This window comes from Pseudomonas sp. 2VD (genome assembly GCF_005503585.1).
GTDB classification, from domain to species: Bacteria; Pseudomonadota; Gammaproteobacteria; order Pseudomonadales; family Pseudomonadaceae; genus Pseudomonas; species Pseudomonas aeruginosa.
This window is the reverse complement of the sequence record NZ_SCND01000066.1, coordinates 1-20,998: the sequence shown is the minus strand read 5'-3', so window position 1 is coordinate 20,998 and position 20,998 is coordinate 1. Positions and strand designations below refer to the sequence as shown.

Annotated in this window: 21 protein-coding genes and 1 pseudogene; 19 read left to right on the top strand and 3 right to left on the bottom strand. The window is 65.3% G+C overall.

Features of this window, described 5'->3' with window-relative positions; all coding sequences use genetic code 11:
• Positions 1-124, bottom strand: a 124-nt coding sequence (locus tag FFS27_RS10375; protein WP_442962147.1) for an Hsp70 family protein, incomplete at its 3' end; no start/stop codon positions are given.
• Between FFS27_RS10375 and hscA the strand changes: the two are divergent.
• The 15 genes and pseudogenes from hscA to FFS27_RS10300 all read left to right on the top strand — a co-directional run.
• A pseudogene (hscA, locus tag FFS27_RS10370) lies at positions 105-1,370 on the top strand (Fe-S protein assembly chaperone HscA); the annotation flags it as partial. The gene FFS27_RS10375 and the pseudogene hscA overlap by 20 nt on opposite strands.
• A 6-nt stretch (positions 1,371-1,376) precedes the next feature.
• Positions 1,377-1,715: an ISC system 2Fe-2S type ferredoxin gene (fdx, locus tag FFS27_RS10365; protein WP_003092818.1), complete on the top strand. Its 339-nt coding sequence runs from the start codon at positions 1,377-1,379 to the stop codon at positions 1,713-1,715.
• A 25-nt stretch (positions 1,716-1,740) separates the two neighbouring features.
• Positions 1,741-1,941 carry a Fe-S cluster assembly protein IscX gene (gene iscX, locus FFS27_RS10360; RefSeq protein ID WP_003092814.1) on the top strand — a complete coding sequence of 67 codons (201 nt, stop codon included), beginning with the start codon at positions 1,741-1,743 and terminating at the stop codon, positions 1,939-1,941.
• A 243-nt stretch (positions 1,942-2,184) separates the two neighbouring features.
• On the top strand, positions 2,185-2,616 hold the full coding sequence (gene ndk, locus FFS27_RS10355) for a nucleoside-diphosphate kinase (RefSeq protein WP_003092811.1): 432 nt from the start codon (positions 2,185-2,187) through the stop codon (positions 2,614-2,616).
• Positions 2,617-2,640: 24 nt separating this feature from the next.
• A complete protein-coding gene (gene rlmN, locus FFS27_RS10350) occupies positions 2,641-3,780 on the top strand; it encodes a 23S rRNA (adenine(2503)-C(2))-methyltransferase RlmN (protein WP_003092809.1) in 1,140 nt (379 codons plus the stop codon).
• A gap of 17 nt (positions 3,781-3,797) precedes the next feature.
• Entirely contained in the window at positions 3,798-4,556 is a 759-nt protein-coding gene (gene pilF, locus FFS27_RS10345) for a type 4a pilus biogenesis protein PilF (protein ID WP_003092804.1), read from the top strand.
• A complete protein-coding gene (locus FFS27_RS10340) occupies positions 4,553-5,596 on the top strand; it encodes a RodZ domain-containing protein (protein WP_023095249.1) in 1,044 nt (347 codons plus the stop codon). Before pilF ends, FFS27_RS10340 begins: the two co-directional genes overlap by 4 nt.
• Complete coding sequence (gene ispG / locus FFS27_RS10335; RefSeq protein WP_003092800.1) at positions 5,593-6,708, top strand: flavodoxin-dependent (E)-4-hydroxy-3-methylbut-2-enyl-diphosphate synthase; 1,116 nt, start codon at positions 5,593-5,595, stop codon at positions 6,706-6,708. Before FFS27_RS10340 ends, ispG begins: the two co-directional genes overlap by 4 nt.
• 18 nt (positions 6,709-6,726) lie before the next feature.
• Entirely contained in the window at positions 6,727-8,016 is a 1,290-nt protein-coding gene (hisS, locus tag FFS27_RS10330) for a histidine--tRNA ligase (protein WP_003092797.1), read from the top strand.
• A gap of 26 nt (positions 8,017-8,042) precedes the next feature.
• A complete protein-coding gene (locus FFS27_RS10325) occupies positions 8,043-8,687 on the top strand; it encodes a YfgM family protein (protein ID WP_003137855.1) in 645 nt (214 codons plus the stop codon).
• 1 nt (position 8,688) lies between these two features.
• Complete coding sequence (gene bamB, locus FFS27_RS10320; RefSeq protein ID WP_003092789.1) at positions 8,689-9,831, top strand: outer membrane protein assembly factor BamB; 1,143 nt, start codon at positions 8,689-8,691, stop codon at positions 9,829-9,831.
• 77 nt (positions 9,832-9,908) lie between these two features.
• A complete protein-coding gene (der, locus tag FFS27_RS10315) occupies positions 9,909-11,390 on the top strand; it encodes a ribosome biogenesis GTPase Der (protein ID WP_003092786.1) in 1,482 nt (493 codons plus the stop codon).
• Positions 11,391-11,686: 296 nt separating this feature from the next.
• Positions 11,687-12,835, top strand: coding sequence for a pyridoxal phosphate-dependent aminotransferase (locus FFS27_RS10310; RefSeq protein ID WP_019486052.1), 1,149 nt, complete (start codon positions 11,687-11,689; stop codon positions 12,833-12,835).
• Positions 12,823-13,617: an amidohydrolase gene (locus FFS27_RS10305; protein ID WP_009313455.1), complete on the top strand. Its 795-nt coding sequence runs from the start codon at positions 12,823-12,825 to the stop codon at positions 13,615-13,617. Before FFS27_RS10310 ends, FFS27_RS10305 begins: the two co-directional genes overlap by 13 nt.
• 133 nt (positions 13,618-13,750) lie before the next feature.
• On the top strand, positions 13,751-14,338 hold the full coding sequence (locus FFS27_RS10300; protein ID WP_017148417.1) for a YidB family protein: 588 nt from the start codon (positions 13,751-13,753) through the stop codon (positions 14,336-14,338).
• 87 nt (positions 14,339-14,425) lie between these two features.
• Here FFS27_RS10300 and FFS27_RS10295 read toward each other — a convergent pair whose 3' ends face one another.
• Entirely contained in the window at positions 14,426-15,376 is a 951-nt protein-coding gene (locus FFS27_RS10295) for an aldo/keto reductase (protein WP_003109786.1), read from the bottom strand.
• Positions 15,377-15,556: 180 nt separating this feature from the next.
• Here FFS27_RS10295 and FFS27_RS10290 point away from each other — a divergent pair, with 180 nt between their 5' ends.
• Together FFS27_RS10290 and FFS27_RS10285 are read left to right on the top strand one after the other, a co-directional pair.
• Positions 15,557-16,012, top strand: a complete 456-nt coding sequence (locus FFS27_RS10290; protein WP_003107363.1) for a hypothetical protein — start codon at positions 15,557-15,559, stop codon at positions 16,010-16,012.
• Positions 16,013-16,065: 53 nt separating this feature from the next.
• Positions 16,066-16,398, top strand: a complete 333-nt coding sequence (locus FFS27_RS10285; RefSeq protein ID WP_021265204.1) for a DUF5629 family protein — start codon at positions 16,066-16,068, stop codon at positions 16,396-16,398.
• 70 nt (positions 16,399-16,468) lie between these two features.
• Here the strand turns inward: FFS27_RS10285 and leuA are convergent, their stop codons facing one another.
• Complete coding sequence (gene leuA / locus FFS27_RS10280) at positions 16,469-18,139, bottom strand: 2-isopropylmalate synthase (protein WP_003092766.1); 1,671 nt, start codon at positions 18,137-18,139, stop codon at positions 16,469-16,471.
• A gap of 479 nt (positions 18,140-18,618) precedes the next feature.
• Here leuA and FFS27_RS10275 point away from each other — a divergent pair, with 479 nt between their 5' ends.
• The gene (locus tag FFS27_RS10275) at positions 18,619-19,080 is read left to right on the top strand and encodes a DUF2946 domain-containing protein (protein ID WP_003092760.1); all 462 of its coding nucleotides are present in this window, start codon (positions 18,619-18,621) and stop codon (positions 19,078-19,080) included.
• Positions 19,081-19,200: 120 nt separating this feature from the next.
• Positions 19,201-20,998 (top strand): TonB-dependent copper receptor (locus tag FFS27_RS10270; protein ID WP_137951993.1); only part of this gene is annotated, 1,798 nt, incomplete at its 3' end.

The following is a 20,998-nucleotide window of genomic DNA, read 5'->3' as shown; positions in this document are numbered from 1 at the left end:
GCCCCATCAGGCGCTTGACCGAAATGATGGTATTGAAGGGATCCTTCGCGGCGGCCGCGCGGGCGCTCTCACCCACTTCCGCCCGCTCGGCGTGATAACGCACCGCGGAAGGCCTGGTGGCCATCTATGACCTGGGTGGTGGAACCTTCGACATTTCCATCCTGCGCCTGACCCGCGGTGTCTTCGAAGTCCTGGCCACCGGCGGCGATACGGCCCTGGGTGGCGACGACTTCGACCATGCCATCGCTGGCTGGGTGATCGAGCAGGCTGGCCTTTCTGCCGATCTGGACCCGGGCAGCCAGCGGCAGTTGCTGCAAATCGCCTGTGCGGCCAAGGAGCGTCTTACCGATGAGGCGTCGGTCCGGGTCGCCTATGGCGACTGGAGCGGCGAGCTGAGCCGGGCGACGCTCGACGAGTTGATCGAGCCGTTCGTCGCTCGCAGCCTGAAGTCCTGCCGCCGAGCGGTGCGCGACTCCGGTGTCGATCTGGAAGAAATCCGCTCTGTGGTGATGGTCGGTGGCTCGACCCGCGTGCCCCGTGTGCGCACGGCGGTTGGCGAGTTGTTCGGCTGCGAGCCGCTGACCGATATCGATCCGGACCAGGTGGTCGCCATCGGCGCGGCCATCCAGGCCGATGCCCTGGCCGGCAACAAGCGCGGCGAGGAATTGCTGCTGCTGGACGTCATTCCGCTGTCGCTCGGCCTGGAAACCATGGGCGGGCTGATGGAGAAGGTGATTCCGCGCAATACCACCATCCCGGTGGCGCGCGCCCAGGAGTTCACCACCTACAAGGACGGCCAGACGGCCATGATGATCCACGTGCTGCAGGGCGAGCGCGAGCTGGTGAAGGATTGTCGTTCGCTGGCGCGCTTCGAGCTGCGCGGCATTCCGCCGATGGTGGCGGGCGCGGCGAAAATCCGGGTGACCTTCCAGGTCGACGCCGACGGCTTGCTCGGCGTGTCCGCACGCGAACTGAGTTCCGGCGTCGAGGCCAGCATCCAGGTCAAGCCGTCCTATGGGCTGACCGACGGCGAGATCGCGCGGATGCTCAAGGACTCCTTCGACTACGCCGGCGACGACAAGGCTGCCCGCGCCCTGCGCGAACAGCAGGTCGAGGCGCAGCGGCTGCTGGAGGCCGTGCAGTCGGCGCTGGACGTCGACGGCGAGCGGCTCCTGGACGAAGAGGAGCGCCTGGCCATCGCGGCGCAGATGGACACCTTGCGTGAACTGGCCGGTGGTAGCGACACCGCGGCCATCGAGAACCAGATCAAGCGCCTGTCCCAGGTGACCGACGCTTTCGCCGCACGGCGGATGGACGCGACCGTCAAGGCCGCGCTCTCCGGCCGCCGGCTCAACGAAATCGAGGAATAAGCGAAGATGCCGCAGATCGTGATTCTGCCCCATGCCGACCACTGCCCCGAGGGGGCGGTATTCGAGGCGAAGCCCGGCGAAACCATCCTGGATGCCGCATTGCGCAATGGCATCGAGATCGAGCATGCCTGTGAGAAATCCTGCGCCTGCACGACCTGCCACGTAATCGTCCGCGAAGGCCTCGACTCCATGGAGCCGTCCGACGAACTCGAAGACGACATGCTGGACAAGGCCTGGGGTCTGGAGCCCGATTCGCGGCTATCCTGCCAGGCAGTGGTGGCCGACGAAGACCTGGTGGTCGAGATTCCCAAGTACACCATCAACCAGGTGTCGGAAGGCCACTGAGCCCGGCGGTAGAGAGGAGCGTGCAATGAGCCTGAAATGGACCGATGTGCTGGAAATCGCCATCCAGCTCGACGAAAGCAAGCCGGAGGTCGATCCGCGATACGTCAACTTCGTCGATCTGCGGCGCTGGGTGGTGGAACTTCCAGAGTTCTCCGACGATCCTCAGCGTAGCGGGGAGAAAGTCCTGGAGGCCATCCAGGCCGCCTGGATCGAGGAACGGGACTAGCCATAGGCCCGCCCTACGCATTTGCCGGGAACCCGCGTATAATTCGCGGGTTTTATTTTAGGTAAGGCCTGAAATCGCCCGCGGGCGCATTCCAGGCTAGGCGCGCCGGGCCCGATGCCAGGCGCAGCCACGCTGATTCCGGCCCTTTCGGGCCGTTTTCGTCAGCGTCCTGAACGAATCACGGCGTCCCGCCCCGCTGGCGGGGCCGCCCATGCTAGACAACCTTGTTTCGGAGTTTTACCAATGGCACTGCAACGCACCCTGTCCATCATCAAGCCGGACGCCGTTTCCAAGAACGTGATCGGCGAAATCCTGACCCGCTTCGAGAAAGCCGGCCTGCGCGTCGTCGCCGCTAAAATGGTTCAGCTGTCCGAGCGTGAAGCCGGCGGCTTCTATGCCGAGCACAAAGAGCGTCCGTTCTTCAAGGACCTGGTTTCCTTCATGACTTCCGGTCCGGTTGTAGTCCAGGTCCTGGAAGGCGAGGACGCCATCGCCAAGAACCGCGAGCTGATGGGCGCCACCGATCCGAAGAAAGCCGACGCCGGTACCATCCGCGCCGACTTCGCCGTCTCCATCGACGAGAACGCCGTCCACGGTTCCGATTCCGAAGCTTCCGCCGCTCGCGAGATCGCCTACTTCTTCGCGGCTACCGAAGTCTGCGAGCGCATTCGCTGATCGAGCGTGGGTGAGGGTGAAGCCATGACAACGACCACCGCCGGCAAGGTGAACCTGCTGGGCCTGACCCAGCCGCAGCTGGAACAGTTCTTCGAGTCCATCGGCGAGAAGCGTTTCCGGGCCGGCCAGGTCATGAAGTGGATTCACCACTTTGGCGTCGACGATTTCGACGCCATGACCAACGTCGGCAAGGCCTTGCGCGAAAAGCTCAAGGCCTCAGCCGAGATACGCGGTCCCGAGATCGTCAGCCAGGACATCTCCGCCGACGGCACCCGCAAGTGGGTGGTCCGGGTGGCGTCCGGCAGTTGCGTCGAGACCGTGTACATCCCCCAGGGCGGACGCGGCACCCTGTGCGTGTCCTCCCAGGCGGGCTGCGCCCTGGATTGCAGTTTCTGCTCCACCGGCAAGCAGGGTTTCAACAGCGACCTCACCGCCGCCGAGGTGATCGGCCAGGTGTGGATCGCCAACAAGTCGTTCGGTACCGTTCCGGCCAAGATCGACCGCGCCATCACCAATGTCGTGATGATGGGCATGGGCGAGCCGCTGCTGAACTTCGACAACGTGGTCGCCGCCATGAACATCATGATGGACGACCTCGGCTACGGTATTTCCAAGCGCAAGGTGACCCTGTCCACCTCCGGCGTGGTGCCGATGATCGACAAGCTCGGCGAGGTGATCGACGTGTCCCTGGCCCTGTCGCTGCACGCACCGAACGACGAGTTGCGCAACAAGCTGGTGCCGATCAACAAGAAGTATCCGCTGGGCATGCTGCTGGATGCCTGCCGCCGGTATATTTCCCGGCTCGGCGAGAAGCGCGTGCTGACCGTCGAGTACACCCTGCTCAAGGATGTCAACGATCAGCCCGAGCATGCTGAGCAGATGATCGCATTGCTGAAAGACACGCCTTGCAAGATCAACCTGATTCCGTTTAATCCATTCCCGCACTCCGGCTACGAGCGCCCGAGCAACAATGCCATCCGGCGTTTCCAGGACATGTTGCACAAGGGCGGCTTCAACGTGACCGTGCGTACCACCCGCGGCGACGACATCGACGCGGCCTGTGGCCAACTGGTCGGCCAGGTCATGGATCGTACCCGCCGGAGCGAACGTTATATTGCCGTGCGCCAACTGGCCGAGTCCGAGTCGGCGGCGAATCGAAATTGAGTGAGAGGAGGGTTCCGATGACTGTACGCGCCGCGCTGGTGTTCCTGTTGGCTGTTGGGCTGACAGGCTGCGTGACGAGCGGAGATCAGAATCCCCTGAAAACCGACAAGGGCCGTGACGAGGCGCGCGATGCCTATATCCAGCTCGGCCTCGGCTATCTCCAGCGGGGGAACACCGAGCAGGCCAAGGTGCCGCTGCGCAAGGCCCTCGAGATCGACCCTTCCAGCGCCGACGCGCATGCCGCACTGGCGGTGGTATTCCAGACCGAGATGGAGCCCAAGCTGGCCGACGAGGAGTACCGCAAGGCGCTCGCCAGCGATAGCCGCAATGCCCGGGTACTGAACAACTACGGCGGTTTCCTCTACGAGCAGAAGCGCTACGAGGAGGCCTATCAGCGTCTCCTGGAGGCCAGCCAGGACACCCTCTATCCCGAGCGCTCGCGGGTCTTCGAGAACCTCGGCCTGGTTTCGCTGCAAATGAAGAAACCGGCCCAGGCCAAGGAGTACTTCGAGAAATCCCTGCGTCTGAACCGTAACCAGCCCAGCGTCGCGCTGGAGATGGCCGACCTGCTCTACAAGGAGCGCGAGTACGTGCCGGCTCGCCAGTACTATGATCTCTTTGCCCAGGGCGGCGGGCAGAACGCCCGCAGCCTGTTGCTGGGCATTCGTCTCGCGAAGGTCTTCGAGGACCGCGACACGGCCGCCAGCTATGGCCTGCAGTTGAAACGCCTGTACCCAGGCTCTCCCGAATATCAGGAATTCCAGGCGGAAAAATGATGAAAGCGCCGCAGCCCGAAGTCGTAGCCACCGCTTCCCGTCAGAACCCCGGGGAAACCCTGCGCCAGGCGCGCGAGCAGAAGGGCTTGTCGTTGTCGCAGGTGGCCGGGCAACTGAACCTGACCGAGAATTCGCTGCGTCAGCTGGAAAACGGCGCTTTCGACAAGCTGCCGGGGCACACCTTCTCGCGCGGCTACATCCGCGCCTACGCCAAGCTCATGGGCCTCGACCAGGCCGAGCTGGTCAACAGCTTCGACCATTTCACCGGCACCAATGCCAGCGGCAGCACCGTACAGAGCCTGGGACGGGTCGCCGAGCCGGTGCGCCTGTCGCGCAACGTGCTGCGTATCGTCAGTCTGTTACTGCTCGCCCTGCTGATCGGCTTCGGCTACTTCTGGTGGCAGGAGCATTCCGCGCGCACGCCGGAAACCGCCGGTCTGAGCCTCGAGCATGTCGAAGTGGAAAGCGCCGACGGCACCACCGAGATCCATACCCTGGACGAGCCTGAAGACCAGGCGGTGATCGAAGCGCAGAAGGAAGGCGAGCAAGCGTCCGCCGAGGTTGCTCCGGAAGTCGCCGCCCAGGCCGAGGGTTCGCCGCCGGTGGCGAGCGAGGGCGCGCAGGTTCCCGCCGCTCCGGCCCAGGGCACCCCCGCCGCGCCCCAGCAGCCCGTTACCGCCGCGCCTGCCGGCACGGCTCCCGCTCCCGGTACTGCTCCAGCCGTTCCGGCGACGGCCAGTCCGGCCGCCCCGCCAGCGCCGAGCGAACCTGCCGCCGCGCCCGTGGTGGCCGGCGAGGGCCAGGGGGTGGTCAAGGTACAGTTCGTCGCCGATTGCTGGACCCAGGTCACCGACGCCAACGGCAAGGTCCTGGTCAGCGCGCTGAAGCGCAAGGGCGACAGCCTGGAACTGGCCGGCAAGGCCCCGCTGGAGCTGCGCCTCGGTTTCGCTCGCGGCGCCCAGGTCAGCTACAACGGCCAGCCGGTGGACGTGACCCCCTTCGTCCGCGGCGAAACGGCCCGTCTGAAGGTAGGACAATGAGCATTCATAGCGCTTCTCCGATCATTCGCCGCAAGTCTCGGAAAATCTGGGTCGGCAACGTCCCGGTGGGCGGCGATGCGCCGATCGCCGTGCAGAGCATGACCAACACCGAGACCTGCGACGTCGCTGCCACCGTCGCGCAGATCCGCCGCCTGGAAGATGCCGGCGCGGACATCGTGCGGGTTTCCGTCCCCGACATGGACGCCGCCGAGGCGTTCGGCAAGATCAAGCAGCAGGTCAACGTGCCGCTGGTCGCCGACATCCACTTCGACTATCGCATCGCCCTGCGCGTCGCCGAGCTGGGAGTGGACTGCCTGCGCATCAATCCGGGCAACATCGGTCGCGAGGACCGGGTCAAGGCCGTGGTCGACGCCGCGCGCGAGCGCAACATCCCGATCCGTATCGGCGTCAATGCCGGTTCGCTGGAAAAGGACCTGCAGAAGAAATACGGCGAACCGACCCCGGAAGCCCTGCTCGAATCGGCCATGCGCCACGTCGATCATCTCGACAAGCTGGACTTCCAGAACTTCAAGGTCAGCGTCAAGGCCTCCGACGTCTTCATGGCCGTCGCCGCCTATCGCCTGCTGGCCAGGCAGATCGAGCAGCCCCTGCACCTGGGCATCACCGAGGCCGGCGGCCTGCGCTCCGGCACGGTGAAGTCGGCGGTGGGGCTGGGCATGCTCCTGGCCGAGGGAATCGGCGACACCATCCGGATTTCCCTGGCTGCCGATCCGGTCGAGGAGATCAAGGTCGGTTTCGACATCCTCAAGTCCCTGCACCTGCGCTCCCGTGGCATCAACTTCATCGCCTGCCCGAGCTGTTCGCGGCAGAACTTCGACGTGGTGAAGACCATGAACGAGCTGGAAGGGCGCCTGGAGGACCTGCTGGTACCGATGGACGTGGCCGTGATCGGTTGCGTCGTCAACGGTCCGGGCGAAGCCAAGGAGGCCCATGTCGGCCTCACCGGCGGCACTCCGAACCTGGTGTATATCGACGGCAAGCCGTCGCAGAAACTGACCAACGACAACCTGGTGGACGAGCTGGAACGGCTGATCCGCCAGAAGGCGGCCGAGAAGGCCGAAGCCGATGCGAGCCTGATCGCCCGCGGCTGACCCGTTTAAGGACCCTACGTGAGCAAGTCCCTGCAAGCCATTCGTGGCATGAACGACATCCTGCCGGAGCAGACTCCGGCCTGGCGCTATCTGGAACGCACCTTCGCCGGCCTGCTGGACGGCTACGGCTACAGCGAGATCCGCCTGCCCATCCTCGAGTTCACCGAACTCTTCGCCCGCGGCATCGGCGAAGGCACCGACGTGGTCGACAAGGAGATGTACACCTTCCTCGACCGCAACGGCGAATCCCTGACCATGCGTCCGGAAGGTACCGCCGGTTGCGTGCGCGCCGTGCTGGAGCACGGCCTGAGCGGCGGTGGTCAAGTGCAGAAGCTCTGGTACACCGGGCCGATGTTCCGTTACGAGAAACCGCAGAAAGGTCGCTACCGGCAGTTCCACCAGATCGGCGTGGAAGTCTTCAACCTGCCCGGTCCGGACATCGACGCCGAGTTGATCATCCTCACCTGGCGCCTGTGGCAGAAGCTCGGCATGGCCGACGCGGTGACCCTGCAGCTCAACACCCTCGGTTCCAGCGAGGCCCGCGCACGCTATCGCGAGGCCCTGGTGGCCTATCTGCAGGAGCGCTTCGAGCAACTCGACGAAGACAGCCAGCGGCGCATGACCACCAATCCGCTGCGAATCCTCGACAGCAAGGTGGAGAGCACCCAGGCATTGCTGGTCGGCGCGCCGACCCTGCACGACTATCTCGACGAAGAATCGATCGCCCACTTCGAGGGTCTCAAGGCCCGCCTGGATGCTGTCGGACTGCGCTACGAAATCAACCAGAAGCTGGTGCGCGGCCTGGACTATTACTGCCGCACGGCTTTCGAGTGGGTCACCGACAAGCTTGGCGCCCAGGGCACCGTTTGCGGCGGTGGCCGCTACGACGGGCTGGTCAGCCAGTTCGGCGGCAAGCCGACCCCGGGCGTCGGTTTCGCCATGGGCGTGGAACGCCTGGTGCTGCTGCTGGAAACCTTGGGTGTGATCCCCGCCGAACTGAACCGTCCGGCCGACCTCTACGTCTGCGCCTTCGGCGAACCGGCCGAGCTGGCCGCCCTGACCCTGGCCGAACAGTTGCGCAGCGCCATTCCCGGCATACGCCTGCTGGTCAACGCCGGCGCCGGTAGCTTCAAGAGCCAGTTCAAGAAGGCCGACAAGAGCGGCGCGCGCTTTGCCCTGATCCTCGGGGAGGACGAGGTGGCCAATCGCGTGGTAGGTTTCAAGCCCCTGCGTGACGAGGGCGAGCAACAAAGCATTGCCTGGGATGCTCTGCCCGAGCACCTGGCAGCCTGTCTGGCACAGGCTTGAGAACATAAAGAATAGGAGTGATTGGGGTGACATCGCGTACCGAAGACGAAGACCTGGCGCAGATCAAGGACTGGTGGCAGCGCAACGGCAAGCCCCTGGTCACCGGCGGCATCCTCGCGCTGGCAGTGGTATTCGGCTGGCAGGCCTGGCAGAAGTACCAGACCAACCAGGCGCAGGGCGCCTCGATCGTCTACCAGCAACTGATCGAAACCGCGCTGAATCCGGCCGGCCAGCCGGATCCGGCGAAGGTGGCGGAGCTGGCCGGCAAGCTGAAGAGCGAGTTCGGCGGCACCCATTATGCCCAGTACGGCAGCCTGTTCGTGGCCAAGGTCGCGGTCGACAGCGGCAAGCTGGATGACGCCGTTGCCGAGCTGAAGGCGGTCATGGACAAGCCGGCCGACGCCACCCTCGGCGAACTGGCGCGGCAGCGCCTGGCCCGGGTCCTGGCGGCCCAGGGCAAGGTCGAGGAAGGCCTGAAGCTGCTCGATGGCGACGCCGACAAGGCCTACGTCTCTACCCGCGAGGAGCTCAAGGGCGACCTGCTGGTGCAGCTCAAGCGCACCGACGAGGCCCGCGCGGCCTACGAGAAAGCCAAGCAGTCGCTGCCCGAAGACGGTGCCGGCGATGCCCTGCAGATCAAGCTCGACGACCTGTCCAAGGGAGAGGCCTGAGATGGTGCAATGGAAACACGCGGCGCTGCTCGCCCTGGCCCTGGCGGTCGTGGGTTGCAGCAGCAACAGCAAGAAGGAACTCCCGCCCGCCGAACTGACCGACTTCAAAGAGGAAGTCGTGTTGAGCAAGCAGTGGAGCCGCTCGGTCGGTGATGGCCAGGGCGACCTGTACAACCTGCTCGAACCGGCCGTCGATGGTTCCACCATCTACGCCGCGTCCGCCGAAGGGCGGGTGATGGCGATCCAGCGCGAGACCGGCGACGTGCTCTGGAAGAAGGACCTCGAGCGTCCGGTTTCCGGCGGTGTCGGCGTTGGCTACGGCCTGGTGCTGGTGGGTACCCTGCGCGGTGACGTGATCGCCCTCGACGAAGCTACCGGCAAGAAGAAGTGGACCAAGCGAGTCAACAGCGAAGTGCTGTCGGCGCCGGCCACCAACGGCGACGTGGTGGTGGTGCAGACCCAGGACGACAAGCTGATCGGCCTCGATGCGGCCAGCGGCGACCAGCGCTGGATCTACGAAAGCACCGTGCCGGTGCTGACCCTGCGCGGCACCGGCGCGCCGCTGATCGCCGGCAACATGGCCCTGGCTGGCCTGGCCAGCGGCAAGGTGGTGGCGGTCGACGTACAGCGCGGCCTGCCGATCTGGGAGCAGCGGGTAGCGATTCCCCAGGGGCGTTCCGAACTGGATCGCGTGGTGGATATCGACGGCGGCCTCCTGCTGTCCGGCGACACCCTCTACGTGGTCAGCTACCAGGGCCGTGCCGCGGCGCTGGACGTGAACAGCGGCCGCCTGCTCTGGCAGCGCGAAGCGTCGAGCTACGTCGGCGTCGCCGAAGGCTTCGGCAATATCTACGTCAGCCAGGCCAGCGGTTCGGTGGAAGGCCTGGATTCGCGCGGCGCTTCTTCGCTGTGGAACAACGACGCCCTGGCGCGTCGCCAACTGTCGGCTCCGGCGGTGTTCTCCAGCAACGTGGTGGTCGGCGACCTGGAAGGCTACGTGCACCTGCTGAGCCAGGTGGACGGTCGCTTCGTCGGTCGCGAGCGGGTCGACAGCGATGGCGTGCGGGTTCGTCCGCTGGTGGTCGGGAGCTGGATGTACGTGTTCGGCAACGGTGGCAAGCTCGTCGCCTACACCATCCGCTAGACTGGGTTTCAAGTGTCCGGCCGCTGCCGTCCGACGTCAGCGGCCTTTGTGTTTTCTGAATTCTCGTGGAGAGCCGCATGGTTCCCGTTATTGCCCTGGTGGGTCGCCCGAACGTCGGCAAGTCCACTCTGTTCAACCGCCTGACCAAGTCGCGCGACGCCATCGTGGCGGAGTACGCAGGCCTGACCCGCGATCGCCAGTACGGCGAGGCGCGCTGGCAGGGCCGCACCTATATCGTCATCGATACCGGAGGCATCTCCGGCGATGAGGAAGGCATCGATGCGAAAATGGCCGAGCAATCGTTGCAGGCCATCGAGGAGGCGGATGCCGTCCTGTTCCTGGTCGATTCGCGCGCCGGCATGACCGCCGCCGACCAGATGATCGCCGAGCACCTGCGCAAGCGGAACAAGCGCAGCTTCCTGATCGCCAACAAGGTCGACACCATCGATCCCGATCTCGCTCGCGCCGAGTTCAGCCCGCTGGGCCTGGGCGATGCGCTGCCGATCGCCGCCGCCCACGGTCGCGGCATCAACCATATGCTGCAGGAAGCCCTGGGGATCTTCCCCAAGGACAACGCGGAGGAAGAAGGCGAGGGCGAGCCGGCGAGCGAAGAGGTCGCCGAAGGCGAGGAACCGACCCGGATTCCCGGTCCCAGCGAGAAGGACGGGATCAAGATCGCCATCATCGGCCGGCCCAACGTGGGCAAGTCGACCCTGGTCAACCGCATGCTCGGCGAAGAGCGGGTGATCGTCTACGACCAGGCCGGCACCACCCGCGACAGCATCTACATCCCGTTCGAGCGCAACGAGGAGAAGTACACCCTGATCGACACCGCTGGCGTGCGGCGTCGCGGCAAGATCTTCGAGGCGGTGGAAAAGTTCTCGGTGGTGAAGACCCTCCAGGCGATCCAGGACGCCAACGTGGTGATCTTCGTCATGGACGCCCGCGAAGGGGTGGTCGAGCACGACCTCAACCTGCTCGGCTTCGTCCTCGAGACCGGCCGTGCCCTGGTCATCGCCCTGAACAAGTGGGATGGCATGGAGGCGGCCGAGCGTGACTACGTGAAGACCGAACTGGAGCGGCGCCTGCTGTTCGTCGACTTCGCCGACATCCATTTCATTTCGGCCCTGCATGGCACCGGCGTCGGCCATCTCTACAAGTCGGTCCAGGAGTCCTTCCGTTCGGCGGTGACCCGCTGGCCGACCAGCCGCCTGACCAGCATCCTCGAGGACGCCGTGCAGGTGCACCAGCCGCCGATGGTCAACGGTCGCCGGATCAAGCTGCGCTACGCCCACCTGGGCGGCGCCAACCCGCCGCTGATCGTGATCCACGGCAACCAGGTGGACGCGGTGCCGAAGGCCTATACCCGCTACCTGGAGAAGACCTACCGGCGGGTATTGAAGTTGGTCGGTACGCCGATCCGCATCGAGTACAAGGGCGGCGAGAACCCCTACGAGGGCAAGAAGAACTCGCTGACCGCGCGCCAGGTCAACAAGAAGCGCCGGCTGATGTCGCACCACAAGAAAGCCGAGAAGAAGAAGAAGGACAAGCGCCGCTGAGGGTGGCGTTTCCTTCGTCGAAAGGCCCGGCGGGTATCCCTGTCGGGCCTTTTTCATTGGCCGCGGCTGTAGAGCCAGGCCGCCGGCGTTGACCGCCGATTCCCTGTCGTGGCGACGAATGATCGCGAGGCGGTTGTTCGTCCTGCGCCATCGCCTGGCCCATATTCCCCTCTGACCTGAAGCGGCCACGGTTTTTTCTAAGGCGTGCCCCTGCAGCGTCGCTCCCGGATCGGCTATCCTGCCCTGCCACCCGTCTGGCCGGGCTGTCGTCCGGCGAGTCTCTGCAGGAAGTCCCGATGATTCAGAGCAAGCTGCCGAATGTCGGCACCACCATCTTCACCCGCATGTCGCAACTGGCCGCCGAGTGTGGCGCGATCAACCTCTCCCAGGGCTTTCCCGATTTCGACGGTCCGCCGGAGCTGCGCGAGGCGGTAGGCCGGCATATCGCCGCCGGGCACAACCAGTACGCGCCGATGACCGGCTTGCCGGCCCTGCGCGAGCAGGTGGCGAAGAAGATCGAGCAGTTCTATGGACGCCGGGTGAGCGCCGACAGCGAGGTGACCATCACACCGGGGGCGACCGAGGCGATCTTCAGCGCGATCCAGGCGCTGGTCCATCCGGGCGACGAAGTGGTGGTACTCGACCCGTCCTACGACAGCTACGAACCCTCCGTGCAACTCGCCGGCGGGCGTTGCGTGCACGTGCCGCTGGCGCTGCCGGACTTCTCCATCGACTGGCAGCGCATGGCCGAGGCCATCGGGCCGCGTACCCGGCTGGTCATCATCAATACCCCGCACAACCCCAGCGGCGCGCTGATCAACCGCGAGGAACTGGACCGCCTGGCCGCGCTGATTCGCGACCGGGATATCTACCTGATCAGCGACGAGGTTTACGAGCACCTGGTGTTCGACGGTGTCGCCCATACCAGCGTGCTGTCCCACGAGGAGTTGTATCCGCGCTCCTTCGTGGTCAGCTCGTTCGGCAAGACCTACCACGTCACCGGCTGGAAGACCGGCTACGTGGTCGCGCCGCCGGCGCTCAGCGCGGAGCTGCGCAAGGTCCACCAGTACGTCAACTTCTGTGGCGTCACGCCGCTGCAATGGGCATTGGCGGACTACATGGCCGGCCATCCCGAACATTTGCGGCAATTGCCCGGTTTCTACCAGGCCAAGCGCGACCTGTTCTGCGACCTGCTGCTGGACTCTCGCTTCCGTTTTACCCGTGCGCCGGGCACCTACTTCCAGTGCGTGGACTATTCGGCCGTCCGTCCGGACCTGGACGACGTGGCCATGGCCGAGTGGCTGACCCGCGAACACGGAGTGGCGGCGATCCCGGTTTCGGTGTTTTATGAAAAGGCGCCGGACGCCATGCGGCTGGTCCGGTTCTGTTACGCCAAACGCGAGGAGACGCTGCGTCAGGCAGCGGAAAAGCTATGCGCGATCTGACGGTTCTGCCGGACCTGGACATCGCCCTGGTCCAATCCTCCCTGGCCTGGCACGACGCCCAGGCCAACCGCGAGCATTTCGCCGCCCTGCTGGAGAGCGCCGCCGGTGCCGACCTGGTGGTCCTCCCGGAGATGTTCACCACGGGTTTCAGCATGGCTTCGGCCGAGCAGTCCGAGCCCGAGCTGGGGCCGACCCATGCCTGGCTGCTGGAGCAGGCCCGGCGCCTTGGCGCGGTGGTCACCGGCAGCCTGATCGTCCAGCTCGCCGACGGCAGCCATCGCAACCGCCTGCTCTGGGCGCGTCCGGACGGCGAGATGCTGCACTACGACAAGCGCCATCTGTTCCGCATGGCCGGCGAACACGAGCACTACAGTCCCGGCGAACGCCAGGAACTGTTCGAACTCAAGGGCTGGCGGGTGCGCCCGTTGATCTGCTACGACCTGCGTTTCCCGGTGTGGAGCCGCGACCCGCACGACACCGACCTGTTGCTCTACACCGCCAACTGGCCCGCGCCTCGTCGACAGCACTGGAACCGCCTGCTGCCGGCGCGGGCTATCGAGAACCTTTGCTACGTGGTGGCGGTGAACCGTATCGGCGAAGACGGCAACGCCTTGCGCTACGCTGGGGATAGCCAGGTCCTGGACTTCCAGGGCGACAGCCTGTTCAACGCGGCGGACGCCGACGGCGTGTTCCGCGTCCGGCTGGACGCGGCGGCACTGGCGGCCTATCGCCAGCGTTTCCCGGCCTACATGGACGCGGATCGCTTCGAAATCCATCCTTGAGTGCCGGAACGTCCGCTTCCGGTCGATGTCCGAGGCCATGACCCGGCGCTGCGCATGATGGCGCAGTGCCGGGAATGGAGTTACCCGTATCCCGCGGCGCCGCGCCGTGGGCATCAGATCAGGAGGAAGACCAATGGGACTGCTCGATTCGATTCTCGGTTCGGCGCTGGGTGGCTCTGAAGGACAGGGAGGTGCTCGCGATCCGAAAGTGGCCCTGTTGATCGGGCTGGTGACCATGCTGATGTCGCGCCAGGGCGGTGCGGCACAGGGCGGTGGCGATGGCGGTGGTCTGCTCGGTTCGCTGGGCAGCATCCTTGGTAGCGCCGGCGGTGGGGCTGCGAGCGGCGGGCTGGGTGGCGTCCTCGGCGATCTGCTCGGTGGCGCCGCGGGCGGTGCCGGGCAGGCGGCGCCGGGCGTGGAGGCCGGCTCACTGGGCGGACTCGGCGGGTTGTTCCAGATGCTCCAGAACGCAGGCCTGGGCGATGCCCTGAATTCCTGGATCGGCGCTGGGCCGAACCAGTCGGTGTCGGCGGCGGACATTTCCCGGGTCTTCGGCGACGGTCAATTGCAGCAACTGGCGGACTCCGCCGGAGTCAGCCAGGGCGAGGCGGCCGAACACCTGAGCAGCCTGCTGCCGGAACTGGTCAACAAGCTGACGCCGGACGGCCAGGCGCCGCAGGGCGACCTGGACATCGGTTCGCTGCTGGCGCGCTTCAGCTAAGGCTTTCCCGTCGATGCGGGGCGGATAGCCGCGATACGGTTATCCGCTCTACGCAACGGGGCGAGGCCGCCCTTGACGGCAGGTCGGTCAATAGGCGCTGGCGCTGTCCAGGCGGTGGATCGCCTGTTCGTCGAGCTTCAGGTGGGTGGCGGCGATCAGGTCGTCGAGCTGTTCCAGGCTGGTGGCGCTGGCGATCGGCGCGGTCACCGTCGGGCGAGCGATGAGCCAGGCCAGGGCGACCTGGGTCGGGTTGGCGTTGTACTGCTCGGCCACTTCGTCGAGCGCCGCGAGGATGGCCACGCCGCGCTCGTTGAGATAACCCTTCACCTTCTCCCCCCGGGCTCGCCCGGCGGTGTCGGCCTGGCTGCGGTACTTGCCGCTGAGGAAGCCGCTGGCCAGCGAGTAGTAGCTGATCACCCCGATACCGAGTTCTTCCACTGTCGGCTCCAGGTTGGTCTCGTAGTCGGCGCGATCGTACAGGTTGTATTCGGGTTGCAGGCTCTGGTAGCTCGGCAGGTGGAGCCGGGCGCTGACCTGGCGTGCCTCGAGGAGGCGCCGGGCGTCGTAGTTGGAGGCGCCGATGACCCGTACCTTGCCTTTCTTGATCAGTTCGCCATAGGTGGAAAGGGTTTCCTCCAGGTCGGTGTGGGGATCGTCGGTGTGCGACTGGTAGAGGTCCAGGTAGTCGGTCTGCAGGCGTCGTAGCGAGCGCTCCAGGGCCTGCTCGATATAGGCGGCGGATAGGCCTTTGTGGCCATTGCCCATGTCCATCCCGACCTTGCTGGCGATCACCATGCGGTCGCGTTTGCCGGTGCGTTTCAGCCACTTGCCGATGAGGGTTTCCGACTCGCCGCCCTGGTGCCCGGGAACCCAGCGCGAATAGACGTCGGCGGTGTCGATGCAGTTCAGGCCGGCGTCGAGCAGGGCGTCCAGCAGCCTGAAGGAGGTGCTTTCGTCGGCAGTCCAGCCGAAGACGTTGCCGCCGAATACCAGTGCCGGTATCTCCAGGCCGGAGTTGCCGAGTTTGCGTGTGGTCATGCGTCATCCCTCCTGAGTGCGGTCCTGTGTGGGCGCTTTCGTTCGCACGTCTTGCTGTGACTCCCGGCGGGCGCGGAATGTTCAGCCGGCGCGCAGCGTCCTATAGACTCTGCCGGTTGCCGGGATTTTCCAATGCCGGCCCTGGTAAAGCTTCAGTAAATATCCGCAGGGAGCACACGCATGAACAGCGACACCGAGAATCCGTTCCGCCCACCGGAGGCCCGCCTGGACGAGCCTGACGCCACCCATGGCGAGCCGCTGTACAGGCTTTCCGCGATCGGTCTGGGTACCTTCATCGGCACGCCCCTGGCCGGTGCCTTCCTCGCGGCGGTGAATCTCCGTCGCCTGGGACGGGCGCAGGAAGTCGGGAAAACCTGGCTGGTCGGCCTCTGCCTGTTTGTCCTGCTGCCAGTTCTGGGCGCGATACTGCCGGAGAACATCCCCTCGATCGGCTTCACGGTGGCGCAGATATTCGGCATGGTCTACTACGCCAAATCAGCCTTCGGTCCGGCCCTGGACAGCCACAAGGCAGCGGGCGGAGCGTTCATTTCCAACTGGCGGGCGGCGGGGATCGGCCTGCTGTTCATGTTGGTGGTTCTGTCGGTAGCGATCCCGGTGGTGATGCTGGTGGTGTGAGGGGCAGCCCGCGCTTTGCCTTATCATGAGTTCTTTATCCGCGATGACTGGCCATGACTACACAACGCTACCTGCTCGATGAACTGGAAACCGCCGACATGCTCGAGATCGACGGTCTGCACGCCTGGCGCTTCGAACTCAACGAGAACCTGCTGGACCAGGCGGACCAGGCGGCGGAAGCCGACCAGCCGTTCGCCAGCGAAGACTGGGTGCTGGCGGTGGAAAGCCTAGATGGACGCACCCGTCGCGAGTGGCGTTTTTCCTACAACGCGGTGATGGAAGCCGAGCCCCAGGCCGATGGCGAGTCCTGGCGCCTGACCACAGGGGAGGGGGCGTACCAGCTCCGTTGCCTGGGAGCGGTCAGCGCCAGCGGCGAGGATGAGTGAAGCGACTCAGCTGAAAGATGCCCATGAAAAAAGGGAGCCGCCTGGCTCCCTTTTTTCCCTTCCGTGCCGGTCAGGCCGCCTTGGCCTCGGCCTGGGTCACCGCGCGGTTCAGCGCGCTGAACAGGGCGCGGAAGCTGGCGGTGGTGATGTTCTCGTCGATGCCGATGCCGTGCAGCGGGCGCTGGCCCTCCAGGCGGATCTCGATATAGGCCGCGGCCTTGGCATTGGCGCCGGCGCCGATGGCGTGCTCATGGTAGTCCATGATTTCCGCCTTGACCGGCAGGGCGGCCACCAAGGCTTCCAGCGGTCCCTTGCCGATCCCGCGCCAGTGCTGCTTCTCGCCGTCGAAGGAGACTTCCAGGTCGACGGCGCTGGTGCCGTTCTCTTCCTGCAGGCGATGGCTGGCGAGGACGTAGGGCGAGGTCGCCTTGAGGTATTCGTTTTCCAGCAGCGAGTAGATCTGTTGTGCGGTCATTTCCAGGCCCAGACGGTCGGTCTCGCCTTGCACTACCTGGCTGAACTCGATCTGCATGCGCCGCGGCAGGCTGATGCCGTACTCCTGTTCGAGCAGGAAGGTGATGCCGCCCTTGCCGGACTGGCTGTTGACCCGGATCACCGCTTCGTAGTCGCGGCCGATGTCGGCCGGATCGATCGGCAGGTACGGCACTTCCCAGATCGCGTCTTCCTTCTGCTGGGCGAAGCCCTTGCGAATGGCATCCTGGTGCGAGCCGGAGAAAGCGGTATGGACCAGGTCGCCGACATATGGATGGCGCGGGTGGACCGGCAACTGGTTGCACTCTTCGACCACCTTGCGCACCGCGTCGATGTCGGAGAAGTCCAGTTGCGGATGCAGGCCCTGGGTGTACATGTTCAAGGCCAGGGTCACCAGGTCGACGTTGCCGGTGCGCTCGCCGTTGCCGAACAGGCAACCTTCGACGCGGTCGGCGCCAGCCATCAGGCCCAGCTCGGTGGCGGCCACGCCGGTGCCACGGTCGTTGTGGGTGTGCAGGCTGATGATCACGCTGTCACGCTTGTCGACGTGGCGGCCGAACCATTCGATCTGGTCGGCGTAGACGTTCGGCGTGGCGCACTCCACGGTGGCCGGCAGGTTGAGGATGATCTTGTTGTCCGGGGTCGGTTGCCAGACGTCGATCACCGCGTTGCAGACCTCCACCGAGAACTCCAGCTCGGTAGAGCTGAAGATTTCCGGCGAGTACTGGAACGACCACTGGGTATCCGGTTGCTCGGCGGCCAGCTTCTTGATCAGTTTCGCGGCGTTGGTGGCGATGTCCACGACGCCCTGCTTGTCCTGGTTGAAGACGATGCGGCGGAACGACGGGGCGGTGGCGTTGTAGACGTGGACGATGGCCTTCTTCGCCCCGCGCAGGGATTCGAAGGTGCGGGTGATCAGGTCTTCGCGGGCCTGGGTCAGCACCTGGATGGTGACGTCGTCCGGGATGTGGTTGCCTTCGATCAACTCGCGGACGAAGTTGAAGTCGGTATCGGAAGCCGACGGGAAGGCCACTTCGATCTGCTTCAGGCCGACCTGCACCAGGGTCTTGAAGAACCGCATCTTCTTCGCCGCGTCCATCGGTTCGATCAGCGACTGGTTGCCGTCGCGCAGGTCGGAACTGCACCAGATCGGCACCTCGGTGATGGTCTTCGACGGCCAGGTGCGGTCGGGCAGATTGATGGCCGGGAATGGGCGGTATTTCTGCGAAGGGTCTTTCAACATGCTCATGGGGCTAATCCTTTGGAGTCGGTTCCTGGGCCGGCGGGGCCAGGCGAACGCAGTGACGAGATGAAGAGAAGCGTCGCTCAGCCACGCAGTCGCGGGCTGACCAGGCACAGGCAGGCGTGTTGGCGGAGCAGGATGAGGGTGTGTGGTGTTTTCATGCGTACCACACTAGTGAGACTGCATTTGAATGGCAAGCATTAAAGGAAAATTAGTAGAATTTCCCATTTGTGCGGCTTTTGTGGGTTTTTATTCTTTCTCGGCGGTGAAAGCTTGTCCTCGATTGCGCCGCCGGCACGCTCTCCGCAATGGAAAATTCTGCGGCCCCATGCCGCAGAAGAGCCAGCCGCCCTTGTGCGATCATTTCGTTCCCCGTGCCTGGGGCGTATAACGACAGGCGCATTCTTCTTTTCGGCATGACCCGGCGCGAGCGGCCATCCGGCCCGCTACGCGGTGGTCTTCATTCAAGACGGCGGGAGTCGCAGGTGGCGACCACTCTGAAACGACAAGGCATCGGTGCATGGCTGGCTCTGTTCGCCATGCTGATGATCTTCGTCGGGCCGTTGATCTCCCAGTCGATGCCGATGGACCACCCGATGCCGATGGGCGTGGGGATGGGCCACGAAGGCATGTCCCACGAGAACATGGACCATGGCGACATGGCCCATGCCGGCTGTTCCGATGCCCAGCGCTCCGTCGTCCATGCCGGCATGCCGGGGATGGGCGGCGAGGAAGGCAATCGCCTGGCCAGCGACGTGCTCTGGGAGAAGTGCGGTTATTGCAGCCTGTTGTTCCACAGCCCGCCGCTCACCGAAGACGCCTGCCTGGCGCTGTTCTCCGTTCCCTTCGCGACGGCGCCCGCCGTCGCTTTCCTGAACGAGGCGTTCGTCGCCTCGCCGGTGTTTCCCGGCGCCCGTACCCGTGCGCCGCCGTTCCTGATCGCCTGACCTCTTTCAATCCGATAGCCGCCGCTTCCTGGGGGCACCGGCGCGTCTTCGCCGCGCCGGTGACGCGAGCCTGGCCGGGTGCCTGCTCGCCGTGGGGGCGGGGCGGAAGTCACATAGATCATGGAAAAACGTATGTCTACTCAACAACGAGCGGCCGGCAACGCCTGCCCGACCGCCGCTTTCAGCTTCGACCCTGCCCGTCTCGCACAACGCCGCCGCTGGGCGGGAGCCTTCGCCGCACTGTGCGGCCTGGCCCTGTCTCCGTCGGCGCTCCTGGCCGAGGAGCACTCCCAGCACCAGGATCACGCCGTGGAGCTGGCGCCGAGCGTGGTCACCGGAGTTGCCCAGAGTTCGCCGCTGACCATCGTCACCAATCCCAAGGAGCCGCGCCAACCGGTGCCGGCCAGCGATGGGGCCGACTACCTGAAGACCATTCCCGGCTTCGCGGTGATCCGCAACGGCGGCAGCAACGGCGACCCGGTGCTGCGCGGGATGTTCGGTTCGCGCCTGAACATCCTCACCAACGGCGGCATGATGCTCGGTGCCTGTCCGAACCGGATGGACGCGCCGACCTCCTACATCTCGCCGGAAACCTACGACAAGCTCACCGTGATCAAGGGCCCGCAGACGGTGCTCTGGGGGCCGGGCGCGTCGGCCGGGACGATCCTCTTCGAGCGTGAGCCGGAGCGCTTCGGCGAACTCGGCTCGCGGGTCAACGCCAGCCTGCTGGCCGGCTCCAATGGCCGCTTCGACAAGGTGCTGGACGCTGCCGCCGGCAACCGGCTCGGCTACCTGCGCTTCACCGGCAACCACGCGCAGTCCGACGATTACGAGGACGGCGCCGGGAATACCGTGCCGTCGCGCTGGAAGAAGTGGAACGGCGACGTCGCGGTCGGCTGGACCCCCGACGAGGACACCCTGATCGAACTCACCGCCGGCAAGGGCGACGGCGAGGCACGTTACGCCGGGCGCGGCATGGACGGCTCGCAGTTCAAGCGCGAGAGCCTGGGCCTGCGCTTCGTCAAATCGAACGTCAGCGATGTGCTGGAGAAGGTCGAGGCGCAGGTCTACTACAACTACGCCGACCACATCATGGACAACTTCCGCCTGCGCACTCCCGACCCGTCCAGCATGATGCCCATGCCGATGGCGTCCCAGGTGGACCGACGCACCCTCGGCGGTCGCCTGGCGGCCACCTGGCGCTGGGACGACTTCAAGCTGGTCACCGGGGTCGACGCCATGCGCAACGAGCACCGCGCGCGCGGCTCCAAGTACGACATGATGACCGACTACTACACCGACGCCGACCAGTTCCCCTGGAGCAAGGACGCGGTGTTCCACAACTACGGGGCCTTCGGCGAACTGACCTGGTTCGCCGCCGAGCGCGACCGGCTGATCGGCGGGTTGCGCCTGGACCGCGCCTCGGTCAAGGACTACCGGCAGACCCTGAAGTCCGGGCACATGGGCCACGCCATGGCCAACCCGACGGCCAACGACACCCGCGCCGATACCTTGCCCAGCGGCTTCGTGCGCTACGAGCATGACCTTGCCGACTCGCCGACCACCCTCTACGCCGGCCTTGGCCATGCCGAGCGCTTCCCCGACTACTGGGAGCTGTTCTCGCCCAAGCGCGGGCCGAACGGGTCGGTCAACGCCTTCGACAAGATCAAGCCGGAAAAGACCACCCAGCTCGACTTCGGCCTCCAGTACAACGGCGACAAGCTGCAGGCCTGGGCCTCCGGCTACGTCGGGGTGGTCCAGGACTTCATCCTGTTCAGCTATCGCGAGGGCATGATGGGCTCCTCGACCCAGGCGACCAACGTCGACGCGCGGATCATGGGCGGCGAGCTGGGCGCTTCCTACCAGCTCACCGGCAACTGGAAGACCGACGCCAGCCTGGCCTATGCCTGGGGCAAGA